Consider the following 14,582-nt stretch of genomic DNA (forward strand, 5'->3'; position numbering starts at 1 on the left):
GGAGCGAACTGCCTCGTAGCGGTGGCGGTCGGATCGTGCCCGGCCGCCAGAGGCGCGAATCTGTGCGGGAGGTGTCCCGCCCGAACCGGGTTTAGCGGTTGATGAACTGCAGGTCCTCGGAACCTTCTGGCGCCATGGAGCCAGCCGAGCACGGGCGGGTCGGGAGGGGCAAGGTATTCATCTCATCTCGCCCTGACGACTGACTGCCGCTGAGCGGGAGTTCGGCGAGCAGATCCGGATGGTCGCCTGTGAGCGGTTCGAGTCTGGGGTGAAGAACGAGCAGATCGCAGCCGAGCTGCGGGTGTCGCGGCGCTCGGGATCTGTTCCGGTGCGCGGTTGGAGCCGCGTTGTCCGAGGGTCCTGCCGCGGACGGTTGGGCTGACCAGCGCGGGACCCTGGGCAGGGTCAAGCTGCTGATCGGGCGGATGTTCCAGGTGTCGTACAGCGTGCGCGGGGTGTGGGGGCTGTTGCGGCACAACGGGGCTGGTCCTAGGAGGTGCCCCGCGCGGCGGGCGGTGAAGGGGATGAGCAGGCGATCGCGCTGTGGAAGAAGGCGGTGCTGGCCGCGTGGAACCACGGCCGCCGAAGGCCAAGAACTGGGGCCGGTGTGGACGGACTCCGGTGGTCACGGTGCGAGGGCGTGGCTCGGGGCGGGTGTCGATCGCCGGGCCGACCTGCTGCCGTCCCGGGCACCGCAGTCACCTGGTCTTCCGGCTGCACGTCTACCGCGGTCGGCGGGGGAGAAGAAGGGTTTCGGCTGGACCGACTACCGCGACCTGCTGGCCGCCGCACAACGGCAGCTCGGTGCGCCGCTGGTCGTCGTGTGGGACAGCGTGCGCACCCACTGGATGCCGGGCCTGCGCACCTAAGCCGCCGAGCACGCCTGGCTGACGCTGGCCGCGCTGCCCACCTACGCCCCGGAGCTGAACCCCATCGAGGGCATCTGGTCGCTGATAATCGAGGGCCACTGGCGAACGTCGTGGTCACCGACCTGGACGGTTTGCTGTCCGCCGTCCGCTTCGCCCTCGAACGGATCCAGTACCGCCCCGAGCTGGTCGACGACTGTCTGACCGAGACCGGCCTGATCATCAGCCCGTCCGGATCCCCAACCCCGACAACAGCCATGTCCCGGAAAGCGCGAGGAACTCCAGTGATGTGATGCCGCTCACGTCGCGTCACGGGAACGACGGGAGCGGTGTCTTGGGGGCATGACCGACACGAAGCAGTCCACAGTCCTGATCACCGGCGCCAACAAGGGCCTGGGCCACGAGGCCGCCCGCCGCCTCGGAAAGCTGGGATGGAAGGTGTTCCTCGGCTCCCGGGACGAGGATCGGGGCCGCGAGGCCGCCGAGAAGCTGGCCGCCGACGGCATCGACGTCGTCCTGGTCCCGCTCGACGTCACCTCGGAGGAGTCCGTGGCGGCCGCCGAGGAACTGGTCCGCACGCACACCGACCGGCTGGACGTCCTGATCAATAACGCCGGCGCGCCGGGCCACGCGATCCACCCCGCCCAGGCGACCGTCGCCGAGGTCCACGCCGTCTACGACACCAACGTGTACGGCCCGATCCGCGTCACCCACGCCTTCCTGCCGCTGCTGCAGGCCGCCGACCACCCGCGGGTGGTGATGGTGTCCAGCGCCGTCGGGGCATTCTCCGTGGTGACCGATCCGGAGCAGCCGGTTTCGAAGATGCACGAGCTCGCTTACAGCTCCTCCAAGGCGGCGCTGAACATGCTCACCATCCGCTACGCGCAGGCGTTCCCCGGCATCAAGTTCAACGCGGCCACCCCCGGGGAAGTCGTGAACCACACCTTCGCGGCCACCGACATGAACAACAACATGGGCCAGCTGACCGTGACCGAGGGCACCGATTCGATCGTTCGCCTGGCACTGCTGGACCCAGACGGCCCGAGCGGGACCTTCACAGATCGACTCGGCCCCATACCGTGGTGATCGCCCGACCGCCTGCGGACCGGTCCACGGATCGCCGGCCATGGTGTTGCAACAACTGACGGCGCGTGGCCCGCTGCCGCAGTAGAAGCGAGCCGGGAAGGCCGCGGAGACGCTACGGGGCTCGGACGGTGACCGGTAGGGAGCGTGGCCCAGAACCCCGGAACATGCGCCAATGACCTCTCTGCGGCCCGATGACCGTGAGCGTCCAGGGCGGCGACGTCATCATGCAACTGGGGCCGTAGAAACAGCGGTTCACTCTGCGGTACTACGAAGGCGATCCCTTCAGCTCCTGCACGATGAGGCTCGCGGTCACTGAGCGTTTGCACAGGCGCGGTTACGGGGTGGGAACGATTGCACCCGGCCCCACCGGGCCCGATTCACCGGACCCGGCCCCACCCCGACCGCGGAGCAATCGCCCCGTCGTAAACGTTCCCCGGCGTGACAATCCCGGTCACCGCCCGGGCCAGCAGCGTCGACGGCTCCTGGCCTCCGCTGCTGATGTCCGTGTTGATCATGATGACCAGGGTTGCCTTCTTCGAGGGCAGATACACCGTCACTGTCTGGTACCCGGGGATCGAACCGTTGTGGCCGATCCATCCTGCCGTCTCGAAGATGCCGAGGCCGTAACTCAGGCCCGCAATCCCGGTCGGCAGCGTCTTGAGCCTCTGCGCCTGGGTCTGGGCGCTGAGTAGCGATCCGGTTGCGACGATCGGCGCCCAGCGGCGCAAGTCGTGCAGATTGGAGATCATCGCGCCGGCCGCCCAGGCCCAGCTGGGGTTCCAGTTGGTGGTGTCGGCCACCTCGCCGGTCAGGGTCTGGTTCGTGTAGCCGTGCGGGTGTGGCTCGGGGAATTCCGGACCCTGGGGGAGCAGCGTGTGGTGCAGACGGGCCGGCCGCAGCACCCGGCTCTCGATGAAGTCGGCGAGGCACTGGCCGCTGACCTTCTCGATCACCAGGCCCAGGAGGACCAGGTTGGTGTTGGAGTACTGAAACTGCGTGCCCGGCGCGAAGGTGTTGTCGTGGCGGTAGCCGTACGCGAGTACCTCCTGCGGGGTGAAGTAGCGCTGCGGGTCGCTCAGCAGGGCGTGGGCGAAGTCCGGGTCGGCGCTGTAGGGGAACAGGCCGCTGCGCATCCCGGCCAGGTGGCGCAGGGTGATGCGGTGGCCGTCCGGTACGCCGTCGACGTAGTGGGAGATCGGGTCGTCCAGGCGGATCCGGCCGTCGTCTACGAGTGTGAGCAGCGCGGTGACCGTGAACGTCTTGGTCTCGCTGCCGATGCGTAGGAAGACATCGGAGGCCATCGGGCGGCGGGTGGCGGTGTCGGCGACGCCGGTCGCGCGGACGTAGCTTCCCTTGCCGGGCAGCCAGACGCCGACTACGGCACCGGGGATGCCTGCCTGCCGGCGGACGTCCTCGATCGTCCTGTCCAGGCGGGCGGTCAGTTCGGGGCCGAGGCCGCCCGGCGGGTGGTCGTCCCCGTAGTGCCGGTCGATCCCTGTGGTCTGAGCGGTGGCGGCGGGAGCCGCTGTCGTGGGGACCAGGGCGGCGCACGCCACGAACAGCGTTGCGGCGAGCATCCGGAGGTGGGGGGTGCGGCGCATCGGCGGGGCTTCTTTCAGTCGCGGGCTCGGATGGCCGCAACATCACCATCGGCAACGCGTCGAAAAGGGCCCCCACAGATCACGTACCGGTGAGTCCACTCGTTCGGAGCCGCGCAGGTGATCGGCATGGTTCCTGGCCCAGGGCCGTCCCACGGTTCGCTGATGCATGCGGTCGCCGTCTCGCAGCGACCTCTTGCCCATGCCGGCACTGTCCCGCGCCGCTCTCGCCGGGTGCGGTCGCCGAGGACGCGGATGACAGGGCCCGGCTACAGGGCTTGGCTGGACGGCATCCACTGCAGCGCGTCGGTGCTGACGGCGAGGTGGAGGCCGTAGTCCGTACCGAGGTTTCTCGGTGACTGGGTGAAGTAGGCCATGACGAACGGGGAGGCCGTCGCGGCGTTCGCGGACTGGCTGCCGAGGGTCAGCGTGCCGGTCATGGACAGCGGCACGGCCGCGGCCATGCCGAGGAAGAGCCGGCGTGAGGGGAGGGGGGTGCGCTCATCTGGTACTTCCGGGGCGTAGGAAGGTGCGGGCGGATGGAGAACCCGTGGGCGGCCCCTGCCCGAAGCCGCCCACGGATTCGGTCCCACGTCAGTTCCAGGGAGCCGCGGTGAGCCAGCTGGTGTCCTGGGCCCACGACGTCGTGTTGTCCCAGGCGTTGGTGCCGCCGTTGCTGGCGATGTAGGCCGTGTAGTTGTAGTGGCGGATGTACTTGGTCGGGAAGTTGGCGGACTGGAAGGAGGTGCCGACGCCGCTGTTGCCCGCGGTGGGGCAGAAGGTGGCGTCCTTCGCGAACGAGCTGCCGCCGTTGTCCGTGTTCAGGTAGAGCTGGTAGTTGGAGTGGCGCAGGTACTGGCCGGGTTTGTCGGCGGACTCGAAGGACAGGCAGGAGGTGTTGGCCAGTCCGGCGCGGACGATCCAGGTGGCGTTGGCCTTGTCGGTGGCCGGGCTGGCGGAGTTGATGCTGGAGATGACGACCTTGGTGTCGGCGCTGTTGTGGCGCAGGTAGTGGGAGGTGCAGCAAGGCGAGGTGGTGGCCTGCAGGGAGATCCGGGAGCCGGGGGTGAGGGTTCCGGTGCTGGTCGAGCCGCTGTTGTAGCCGGCGGCGGTGATGTTGGCCTGTACGGCGTTCTCGGTGGCGTCCGAGGGGTAGCCCTGGGTCATGACGCCTTCGTAGAAAGTGCCTTGGCCGGTGTTGCTGTTGTCACCGCCGATGCCGAGGATGATCGCGCCCTGCTTCTTCATCGGGTTGTAGCCGGTGTCGTTGGGGCGCACGCCGTCGTAGAAGGTGGACAGGCTGCCCGACTGGGCGTTGCCGCCGCGGATGGCCCAGTGGTTGGGGCCGCCCTTGACGATGGCGGTTGTGAACCGGTGGTTGATGGTCGGGTCGCTCGCGTTGACGCCGCGGTTGACTCCGGAGAACAGACCGTTCTCCAGGTCGGCCATGATCCAGGGGCCGGTGCCGCTGCCGGAGCCCCAGCCCGTGCTGGTGCCGAAGTAGATGGCCTCCATGGTGCCGTTGCCGTCGTCGTTGCCGGTCGTCTCGGCGTTGCCGTAGTCGAAGCAGCAGCCGCCGTTGACGTGCGTGCCGTCGAAGATGGCGTACATGCCCTCGGGCTGGTCGCCGGTGGCGATGCCGTTGGTGTTGTTGTTGCGGTAGCCGGTGCCGGGCGCCACGTAGACGCCGTACGCCTTGTGCCCGCCGACGGTGACCGGCGCCTCGAAGGCGTTGGCCAGGTTGTCGTTCCCGTTCTCCGCCGGACCGGGCCAGTAGCCCTTGAGCGCCTGGGTGAGGTTGTTGTGCTTGGGCGACTGGTCGTAGATGACGGTGATGACGCAGCTGGTGTTCGCGCAGAACGAGTCCTGCTGCGCGGCGTCGGCGTATCCGCCCGCGCTCAGCAGGCCGATGTCCTTGGTCGCGTTGTCGGAGGCGCGCTTGACCTGGTAGAGCGGGCCGTTGTAAGCCCCGTACAGGGCGCGGGTGGTGCTGTGTGCCGCGACGCAGGGTGTGTTGCCCGCGGCGTAGATGTCGCACGGCCCCTGGGTGGCAGCCTGCGAGGGGGCAGCTGTGGCGGTGAGCAGGCCGGCGGTGAGGGCGGCAGTGGCTCCTGCCGCCAGCAGCGCGCGTCTGGCGCGGCGTATCCACTGTTTCTTGATCATGAAGAACTCCTACGCAGAGTGGAGTGGGAAATGAGTGGACTCCCGGGTGCCGCCATCACGGCGGCGGCCCGGCCCCGCCGCTGGCTCCGGGGGCCGGCCAGGGCGGCGAGCGCCGTCGCCGGAGCTTGTTGGGTCCGCCGGAGAAGCGGCGGACTCCGCAGAGCGCTCCGTGACACGGTCGCGTCAGTTCGTCACACGGAAGGTGGCGTCACTGCGGGCTGTCGTGGTGGTGACCGGGTCGAGGCGCAACTGGTAGGCGTAGTGGCGGATGTAGCGGTCGGGGAAGTTGTACGACTGGAACGACGACCAGGTGGCGTCGGCGAGGCCTGCGACCTTGCGGAAGGTGGCGTCCGCGGCGAACTGGCTGCTGCCGTCGTTGAGGACAAGCTGGAAGTCGTAGCCCGCGTGGCGCAGGAAGTAGCCGGGGTAGTTGACCGACTCGAAGGAGACGGTGCCGGTGCCCGCCAGGCCAGGCCGGAGCCGGAACTGGGAGTCCTCGACGGGGCTGACGTTCGGGTCGATGCGCACGTCGAAGTCGATCTGGCGCACGTACCGGTCCTGGAAGTTGTACGACTGGAACCGCTGTGCGGGGGTGTTGGGCCAGCGGGCGAGCACGCGGCTCTCCTCGGCGGCCGTGAGGGTCATGATCGCGCCGTGGCGCTTGGGGGTGCCGCCCATGTCGTAGCTGGTCGTCGGCTGCAGCCGGTAGGTGCTGACGTCGAACGGGTTGGTCGTCAGGATCGGCCTGTACTCGCGTACGCCCTGCGGGTTGTTGTAGTCGATGTAGAGAGCCCACTCGTCGCGGTCCTGGAACTTCATCCAGACGGGGCCTTCGACCACGTTGCCGGTGAGGCCGATGCTGGAGAGGTTGCCGAGGTTGGTCCAGGTCCCCAGGATCGAGTTGCTGCCCTCGACGTTGTTCTGGCCGTCGCCGGAGACGCGCAGGTAGCGGTAGGGGCCGGTACCTGCGGGCAGCTCGGTCATCTGGGTGTCGACGACCGGGGTGCTGCCGGGCGGGTCGATCCAGATCTGCGGGGTCGTGATGGTGCGGAAGTCCTTGGTGCGGGCGGAGTAGATGCGGTACTTGAGGATGCCGTTCACCGTGGCGTTCGTCGCCCAGTACAGGACGTAGTCGTTGGTCTCGGGGTTCCAGGTCGCCTCCGGCGCCCACGCGTTCATTCCGCCGGGGATCAGTCCGGCGGCGCCGAGCAGCCACGGTTTCGACCAGGTCACCAGGTCGGTCGACTCCCACACCACGAAGTTGGGGCTGCCGTTCTGGTAGGTCGAGCCGCAGCGGATGCACAGGTCGGTCACGATGATCCAGTACTTGCTGCCGTCTGGGGAGCGCACCAGTGCGGGGTCGCGCACTCCCTTCGTGCCGATCTTCGAGTTGAGGACCGGCGCTCCGCCGTTGAGGTCCGTCCAGTGCAGACCGTCCGTGCTGTGCGCGAGGTACAGCGTCTGACCGGTGGCGGAGTCGCCGGTGAAGTGCACCATCAGGTAGCCGGGTTCGGTGGCGGCCGCCCGCTGGGGTGTGGTGAGGGCCTGGGCCGTGAAGAGGAGGCAGACGGCGAGCAGCATCACCGTCAGCCGGGCGCGGAGCGCAGACATCGGATCTCCTGTCGTGTGCGGGTGCCCTCGCCGGGCGACGGGGGAGCGGGGTAGTGGGGGGAAGCTGGTCTCGCCATGGGCGGGGCAGGACCCGGACAACTACGCGGGCCGGAAGGTCGGATCCGACCGACGGTGTGTCACTGCTTCGCCCAGGGCGCCGTGGTGACGGCGGGTCAGGGTGCGCGAGTACGTGCTTTTGCCCAGGTGGGGAGGTTGCGGCGCGGGCCGGGTGTATGTGCCGGTCGGTACCCGTGAAGGTGTTTCAGGTGGGTGGCGTTTCGTCCGGAGGGCTTCATGGTCAACTCACTGTCCGATCAGGCGTGTTGGACGATATATCGAACGCTGTTCGTGAAATCGGGCAGAGGCTAAATCCGAAAAAGAGAGCGCGTCAATACATCCGACACATCCGGTTAATCGAACGTACAAATGAGCGACCCGGCACCCGGCCCCCTGGCCCGGCTCGTACGAGATACGCCCCGTCCGCTTCTGGGAGGGTGCCGGGGTCCAACTCCGCCGACCGGCCATGGCTGGCGGCGCGGAACAAGGCCTCCCTGGTCGACGCCCGGCGCACCTACCGGGAACGCCGGCCGAGGACAGGGCCGGGCAGGCCGCGGTGGCTCAAGGAGGCCGTGAGCGCCTCGCCCGCCGCGGCGTGAGCAGGCCCGAGGTGATCTCCTGCTGCATCGCCTACTGCCCCGCCGACACGACGCCGGACGAGCTGATCCGCGTGGCGGGCAGCCGGTGGGCGGTTGAGGAATGCTTCCAGACCGCGAAGCAGGAGTGCGGCCTGGACGACTACCAGGTCCGCCGCTACCCCGGCCGGCACCGCCACATGACCCTGGCCATGGCCGCCCACGCCTGTCCGACCGTCCTGCGGGCCCGACGGCTGGACACGGACAAGACAGAAACGGGTCCTCCCGGCTCATCCACCTCAGCCTCGCCGAGATCCGGCGCCTGATCACCCGCCTCGCCGACCGCCGCCCCACCCCGGTCGACCACATCTTGCACTGGTCCCACTGGCGCCGACGACGCCGGCACCAGGCCCGCATCAGCCACCACAAACGACGCGGACACAGCCCCTGAAGCCGCCCGGCAATCAGAACAGGCGCCGTTGCAGTAGGCCTTCTTCCGGCTCGTGACTCTTCCGGCTCGTGAACTCCGTGAGAAGTATTGACGCTGGTGGCCGGATCTTTATTATCCACTTGCTCGACACTTCGATCGGTGTTCGAAATCACGAACATATGCGAAGTCGTGCCGCACCACCGTTCGCACAGCCTCCGAGGGGCCGGCAGAGCCGCGCACTCAGAAAACGAGGTCCCCATGCACAGACTCGGCTTCAGCCGCAGGCGTTCGTCCGCGGTGCTCGCCGCCACGACCGCGACCCTGGTCTCGCTGGCGGCGCTGCTGGTCGCCAGTCCGACCGCCCAGGCAGCCAGTAGTGGCGCCCTGCGCGGCGTCGGCTCCAACCGGTGTCTCGACGTGCCGGGCGCCAGTCAGACCAATGGCACCAGCACCCAGATCTGGGACTGCTGGGGCGGGAACAACCAGCAGTGGACGCTGACGGACAGCAACCAGCTGACTGTGTACGGCAACAAGTGTCTGGACGTCCCTGGCCACGCCACCACGTCCGGAACCCGGCCGGTGATCTGGGACTGCAACGGCGGTACCAACCAGCAGTGGCGGGTGAACGCCGACGGCACGGTCGTCGGCACGGAGTCCGGGCTGTGTCTGAGCGTCACGGGTGCCGGTACGGCCAACGGCACGGCGGTGGAGATCGCGACGTGCAACGGCGGCAGCAACCAGAAGTGGTCCGGCCTGACCCCGTCGGGCACCACATGTGCTCTTCCGTCGACGTACAACTGGACCTCGACCGGACCGCTCGCGCAGCCGGCGAACGGGTGGTACTCCGAGAAGGACTTCACCACCGTGACGTACCAGGGCAAGCACCTGGTCTACGGGACGTACGCCGACGCCAGCGGCTGGCACTCGATGGGCTTCGGCCCCTTCACGAACTGGTCGGACATGGCGACGGCCCCCCAGACCGCCATGAGCCAGGGCGCGGTGGCGCCGACGCTGATCTACTTCGCGCCCAAGAACATCTGGGTGATGGCCTCCCAGTGGGCCGGCGGCTGGAAGTTCAACTACCGCACGTCGACCGACCCCACCAACCCCAACAGCTGGTCCGCGCCGCAGGCGCTGTTCACCGGCGAGCTCCCCAGCACCGAAAGCAGCGTGGGCGCGCTCGACCAGACCCTGATCGCCGACGACCAGAACATGTACCTGTTCTTCGCCGGTGACAACGGCAAGATCTACAAGACGAGCATGCCGCTCGCGAACTTCCCGGGCAACTTCGGCTCGTCGTACACGACGGTCATCAGCGACACCGTGGACAAGGTGTTCGAGGCGCCGGAGGTCTACAAGGTTCAGGGTCAGAACCAGTACCTCATGATCGTCGAGGCGAGGGGCGCGAACGGGCGCTACTTCCGCTCGTACACCGCCTCCAGCCTGAACGGTCCGTGGGCCGTGCAGGCCGGCAGCGAGAGCAGCCCCTTCGCGGGCAAGGCCAACAGCGGTGCCACCTGGACCAACGACATCAGCCACGGTGACCTGGTCCGCAACAACCCCGACCAGACCAAGACCATCGACCCCTGCAACCTGCAGTTCCTCTACCAGGGCAGGGGCGCCACCCCGAGCGGTGCCGACTACCTGACGTGGCCGTACCGGCCGGGTGTCCTCACCCTGCAACGCTGATCCGCCTGACACGCACCGTCCGAAGGAACCCCAGCCGCCCGCCGGCCGGGGTTCCTCCCCTTTGGCGGGCGGCGGGCCCCGGGGGTCATCCCGCCGTTCCGGCGATCTCCGTCGGCCGCGCGGGTTCGGCCCGGTCCGCCGTCGCCGTACCGGGAGCGCAGCTCAGACAGCACGCCGAACGCCGCCGCCGTCAGCGGCACCGACAGGAGCATGCCGAGGATGCCGGCGATGGAGGCGCCCGCCGTGAGCGCCGGCAGGATCGCCGCCGGGCGCATCTGCACGGTCCGGCTGCGGATCACCGGCTGCAGCACGTTCCACCCTCGAGGGCCGAGAACGTCGCCGCTGCACACCTCGCTTTCACCCCCGAAGGGCTGGATCTGATCGGCTCGCTGCTGCCGAATGGCGCGGCCGGGGACCGCTACCCCGCGCCGATGAAGCCCGCCTGGTAATGCGTTGGAAGAGGAATCCGCTGCGGGCAGGTTTGAGATCCCCCTCCGAGCGGCGCGGTCGCATGTCAGCCCCGTGCCATTTTCGCTGTGCGACGGAGTTGGGGACGCGTTGGGGACGCAAGGACAGGATCAGACTGACAGAGGCGGGGGAGAGTCGACACAGGTCGTCTCGTCTGACCAGCACAAACGCCAGGATCAGGGTAGGAATAAGGCCCGCCAAGATCCTCAAAGGACTCATAATCCGTCGGCCGTGGGTTCGAGTCCCACCCGCCCCACCTGTGAAACTCCCTGACCTGCAGAAACGTGCATTCGGGGCTGCCGGAACCCCAACTCGGGCTCGGATTGAATCCGCTGCTCGCAAGTTCGGCGGGAGTCGACGGAGGGCGGTACGCGCTGCGCTGAGCTGCGTGAATGCTCCGAGAGCGCGGTGCGGTAGATGCCCGACAGGGGCCTGAATGAGGACGGAGGGCGACATCGACGCGCTGGTAGCGTTCAACGCGCAGGACCTCGACGTCGCGTTCCGTAATGGACACGACCGATACTGACCATGGCGGGCCGACGGCCGTGCCGTGAACGTGGCGGCCAGGTAGGTCCTGCGGGCAGAAGGGCGCACGGGACACTGACCGTCGCGTCGGTGAACCGGGAGTGGCGTACCGACGCTTAGGCATGTGTTAGTCAATGTCGGCGTGACCGTTGTTCACGCTTCCACTGCCGCAGCATGCAAGCCATCTGCACGGTCTCGGGGTTGGCGGCCTGCAGCAGTCGTTGGCGGTCGGCGACGACCTGCTCCAGCACGGCCACGGCCTCTGCTCGGCGGCCCGCTTTCCGGTAGGCGCCGGCGAGATGGGCGCGGGTTTCCAAAGAGGTCGGGTGCTCGGGACCGAGGATACGTACGCAGTCACGTACGTTCGGCTCCAGGAGGGCGATCGCCTCACGACTGAGGTCACTTCCCACGTAGCAGCTGCCAAGGCTGGTGCGTCCGGCCAGGGTCTCAGGATGGTCGGTGCCGAGCTGCCGCTCGCGGTCGGCGACGACCTGCTCCATCAGGGGGATCGCCTCGTCGGTGCGCTCGCAGAACAAGTAGGCCTGCGCGAGCATGTACCGCACGGTGAGAGTGTTCGGATCGTCCGCTCGGCCACGTCGGGCGTTGATGGGCTCCAGCAGGCGGATGGCCTCGTCAGCGCGACCAACCCGCAAGTAACCAGGGGCCAGGTTCACCAGGGTGTTCTCGAAGTCGCGGTGGCGACTGCCGAGATACCGCCGGCGGTCCGCGGCCACCTGCTCCAGCAAGGCGATGGCCTCACTGATGCGGCCGGCCTGCAGGTAGGAGTTGCCCAGGTTGGCGCGTGCGATAAAGGTGATGCGGTGCCGAGTGCCAAGCTCCCGCTCACAGTCCGCGACGCCGCGCTTCTGAAGGGCGATGGCATCCTTGGTGCGGCCGACCTGTGCGTAGGAGGAGGCCAAGTTGGAGCGGGTGAGCAGGGCTTCACGGTGTCCGGGTCCCAGCCGCCGTTCGGCCTGCTCCACGAGGCCCTCCCAGTAGCTGATCGCTGTGATGTAAGCGCCTGCATCGAGGAGGCTCGTGCCGGCGCGCCACATCAGCAGGCGGGCCTCCTCCTCGGCCCACACAGTCTCCTCGGCGCACTCCGCCAGTGCGCTGGTATTGGCTCGGAGTACGACAGCGAGGTCCGGGTCGGTCTGGTCCACCTCGGGCCACAACTCCGCGAGACCCTCCGCAGCGGCCCGCACGATGGCGGACAGATCGCGAGCACGCACCGTCTCGCGGGCCGCGCGGGCGGTCAGGGCATGCAGCCGGACTACGCGTCGGTTGCCCGTGGAGGGGTTCGATGTGTCTGAGTCGTCGTCAATCAGCCCGTAGAGGTGGAACAGTCGCAGCACGGCGTAGGTCTGTTCGGGACTTGTCCGGGGCCGCAGCAAGCGTCGGCGCGGTTCGCGTCGGGCGCGCAGGTAACGCAGGACGGCCGCGCTCTGCCAGAGTTCGCCAGGGTGGCCGGCGGGGTCGAGATGGGCAAGCAGGTGCAGCATCGGCACCGCGAGCCCGCTCGGGTCTGCGGCTCGGACGGCGTCCAGAGACAGCAACAGTGCTGCCGCCACCTGCCGCCCGTACCCCTCGGAGTCCGCGCTCTGGGGGAGCACGTCGTCCAACAGCAGGCGGCGGTCGGTGAACAGCCGCAGGTACCGTCCGCACGCCACGTTCTCATTGATCATGTAGGCGGCGGCGTGTGACAGCGCCAGCGGCAGCAGCCCCAGTGCTGCGGTCAGTTCAGTCTCGGATTCGTCTCGCAGGTGGGCGGCACCCGCACGCTCCAGCCGGCTCTTCAGATAGGCGCCCGCCTCGGCTGGTGTATAGCTGCCGATCTCCACCACCTCGCGACCGCCACCCCTCAGCACGTCGTCTCGGCGGCGAGTGGTGGCCAGAACGCGGCCGAGGCCCTTCATCGAAGCCGGTGGCCACCAGGCCGCGAGCATTGCGGGGTCGGTCACGTCATCCAGCACGACAAGCCATCGGCACTCGTCACGAACCAGCCAATTCACAAACGCTCGTGCGTCGGCCTCGGCATCTTCCCCGTCGGCACCGTCCGCGCGCACGCGTTGGGCAGCCTGTGCGTACTCTGCGACCACCTGACCGGGGTAGGCCGCGTTGACCCAGACCAACAGCTCGGTGCCCTCGGCAAGAGCCTCCCAGAACAGCTTGGCGGCGAGCTGGGATTTACCCACCCCGCCACCGCCGCTCAATACCTGGGAGAGGACAACCGTGGCGTGTCGGTCCCGCGCTGTATCGATGTGCTTTCGTACCTCGGGGCGTTCCTGGAAGGCCGATGCCGTTGTCGGCGGGTTCCCCACCACTTGCGGCCACCGAAGTGGCTCGGGAGGGGGCTGCACCACGGTAAGGGCGCCGGAGACGGCGATGGAGTTGTCGCCGTTCACGCTGGCATTCCCGGTCCGGTGCACCTGGATGCCTCGGTCGGCCGCCGCACTGGACTGCCCGTCTGCCGGAACCTCGGGCGCCTTGCTCAACCGTCCACTGCCCGCCGCCTTACGCTCGCGCTTACCTTTACGGCCACCAGTTCGGCGCCCCATGTCTCTGACCTCGACCTGTCCGGTGTCCGCCTCACTCGCCCAGATCGACGCCGGTGTTGGCACGGCTGCCGGTGCCGCGCGCAACCGCATCCCCGGTCCGCTCGGCCCGTGCAGATCCGCCCGCCAGGTCGGCCGACCGGCGAACGCCGGTGGATGCGGTGCCTCCGTCCTCCGCCTCTGCCCGACCTGTGGCTACGGCGGCGTTCCGGGCTCCGGTCCGTGGTGAGTCTCCGGAATCGCCTGACGGCGACCGGAACAGGGCCCACACCAGTGCCGCCACCCCTGTGCCGGCTTGCACGGCCGCGCCGACCAACTGACCGACGTCCGCATTGCCCAGTAGCCACACCAGTGGCGTTGAGACGATGACGAGTGCGGCAGCGGTCAGCACCATGGCCTTCGTGTTCCTCGACATGACAGACCCCTTCCCAGCGGCTGTCCAGAGCCGCGCAAGTCCTTAGTGCTACCAGGCAGCCACTTCCGCTTTCGTCACTTTCTCGAAAACCACTTCCCGGACAGCGCATACGATGTGCCGCACGGCATGCCGGGTGTAACATCACCGACTCGGTCGGACCGACCGGGCCCCGTGGGCCGAAGCACGAGACACCGAAACCTGTGGCCCCCGCGCTGGGAGAAGAGGGTGTACCGCCAAGCCCGTAGTGGTGTCGGTCGCTTCCGCGTCGAAGGAAGTGGGCCCCACCGACTCCGCGGCCGTCGACACCCTGGAAGTCCTGCGCCGGCGGCGAAGCGGCCGGGCGGTTGCCCCCGCCCATCGCCGAAAACGGGAGACCTGCAGCGGCGAAGTAGCCGGTCCCTGGTCATGGAGGTCCTTCCCCGGTCCCCGAGGGTGTGGAGGGTGTCGGTCGCCGGGACACGCCGTCGCAGATCCGCGGCGGCGAACGCCGGCGTTTGCCGTACGGCTCCACATGGCCCAGCCAGGCATGGGCTGTGGGCCAGTC

10 protein-coding genes, 1 tRNA gene and 3 pseudogenes are annotated in these 14,582 nt (G+C 68.3%); 7 read left to right on the forward strand and 7 right to left on the reverse strand.

Annotation, left to right across the window (positions count from 1 at the left end; translation table 11 throughout):
* The first annotated feature begins 605 nt into the window (after positions 1-605).
* The 3 genes from D1369_RS44830 (at position 606) to D1369_RS41405 (ending at position 1,952) form a co-directional block, all read left to right on the forward strand.
* A complete protein-coding gene (locus tag D1369_RS44830) occupies positions 606-869 on the forward strand; it encodes a hypothetical protein (RefSeq protein WP_063649556.1) in 264 nt (87 codons plus the stop codon).
* A 110-nt stretch (positions 870-979) separates the two neighbouring features.
* Positions 980-1,159, forward strand: coding sequence for a hypothetical protein (locus tag D1369_RS44835; protein WP_063649549.1), 180 nt, complete (start codon positions 980-982; stop codon positions 1,157-1,159).
* Between the two features lie 49 nt (positions 1,160-1,208).
* Positions 1,209-1,952, forward strand: coding sequence for an SDR family oxidoreductase (locus tag D1369_RS41405; RefSeq protein WP_007379280.1), 744 nt, complete (start codon positions 1,209-1,211; stop codon positions 1,950-1,952).
* A gap of 377 nt (positions 1,953-2,329) precedes the next feature.
* Here the strand turns inward: D1369_RS41405 and D1369_RS41410 are convergent, their stop codons facing one another.
* The 4 genes and pseudogenes from D1369_RS41410 to D1369_RS41425 form a co-directional block, all read right to left on the reverse strand.
* Positions 2,330-3,553, reverse strand: coding sequence for a serine hydrolase domain-containing protein (locus D1369_RS41410; RefSeq protein WP_037898547.1), 1,224 nt, complete (start codon positions 3,551-3,553; stop codon positions 2,330-2,332).
* Between the two features lie 275 nt (positions 3,554-3,828).
* Positions 3,829-4,014: pseudogene (locus D1369_RS41415) on the reverse strand (alpha-L-arabinofuranosidase); the annotation flags it as partial.
* Positions 4,015-4,144: 130 nt separating this feature from the next.
* Positions 4,145-5,713: an alpha-L-arabinofuranosidase B gene (locus D1369_RS41420; protein WP_037898545.1), complete on the reverse strand. Its 1,569-nt coding sequence runs from the start codon at positions 5,711-5,713 to the stop codon at positions 4,145-4,147.
* Between the two features lie 183 nt (positions 5,714-5,896).
* The gene (locus D1369_RS41425) at positions 5,897-7,324 is read right to left on the reverse strand and encodes a glycoside hydrolase family 43 protein (protein WP_007379276.1); all 1,428 of its coding nucleotides are present in this window, start codon (positions 7,322-7,324) and stop codon (positions 5,897-5,899) included.
* Between the two features lie 494 nt (positions 7,325-7,818).
* Here D1369_RS41425 and D1369_RS43280 point away from each other — a divergent pair, with 494 nt between their 5' ends.
* From D1369_RS43280 to D1369_RS41435, 3 genes and pseudogenes are all read left to right on the forward strand, one after another.
* Positions 7,819-7,980 carry a hypothetical protein gene (locus D1369_RS43280; protein WP_162950987.1) on the forward strand — a complete coding sequence of 54 codons (162 nt, stop codon included), beginning with the start codon at positions 7,819-7,821 and terminating at the stop codon, positions 7,978-7,980.
* A pseudogene (locus tag D1369_RS41430) lies at positions 7,962-8,282 on the forward strand (IS701 family transposase); the annotation flags it as partial. The gene D1369_RS43280 and the pseudogene D1369_RS41430, both read left to right, overlap by 19 nt.
* A 362-nt stretch (positions 8,283-8,644) precedes the next feature.
* Positions 8,645-10,075 carry a non-reducing end alpha-L-arabinofuranosidase family hydrolase gene (locus D1369_RS41435; RefSeq protein ID WP_007379274.1) on the forward strand — a complete coding sequence of 477 codons (1,431 nt, stop codon included), beginning with the start codon at positions 8,645-8,647 and terminating at the stop codon, positions 10,073-10,075.
* A gap of 131 nt (positions 10,076-10,206) precedes the next feature.
* Here D1369_RS41435 and D1369_RS44340 read toward each other — a convergent pair.
* Positions 10,207-10,389: pseudogene (locus D1369_RS44340) on the reverse strand (AI-2E family transporter); the annotation flags it as partial.
* A 275-nt stretch (positions 10,390-10,664) separates the two neighbouring features.
* Between D1369_RS44340 and D1369_RS43285 the strand changes: the two are divergent.
* Positions 10,665-10,799 (forward strand) — tRNA-Ile (locus tag D1369_RS43285).
* 400 nt (positions 10,800-11,199) lie between these two features.
* On the opposite strand, the gene D1369_RS41445 is transcribed toward D1369_RS43285, so the two are convergent.
* The gene (locus D1369_RS41445) at positions 11,200-13,473 is read right to left on the reverse strand and encodes a tetratricopeptide repeat protein (protein WP_240436142.1); all 2,274 of its coding nucleotides are present in this window, start codon (positions 13,471-13,473) and stop codon (positions 11,200-11,202) included.
* A 184-nt stretch (positions 13,474-13,657) separates the two neighbouring features.
* Positions 13,658-14,038, reverse strand: coding sequence for a hypothetical protein (locus D1369_RS41450; protein ID WP_007379271.1), 381 nt, complete (start codon positions 14,036-14,038; stop codon positions 13,658-13,660).
* Positions 14,039-14,582: the final 544 nt, after the last annotated feature.

The sequence above is a fragment of the Streptomyces sp. CC0208 genome (assembly GCF_003443735.1).
Lineage (GTDB): Bacteria > Actinomycetota > Actinomycetes > Streptomycetales > Streptomycetaceae > Streptomyces > Streptomyces sviceus.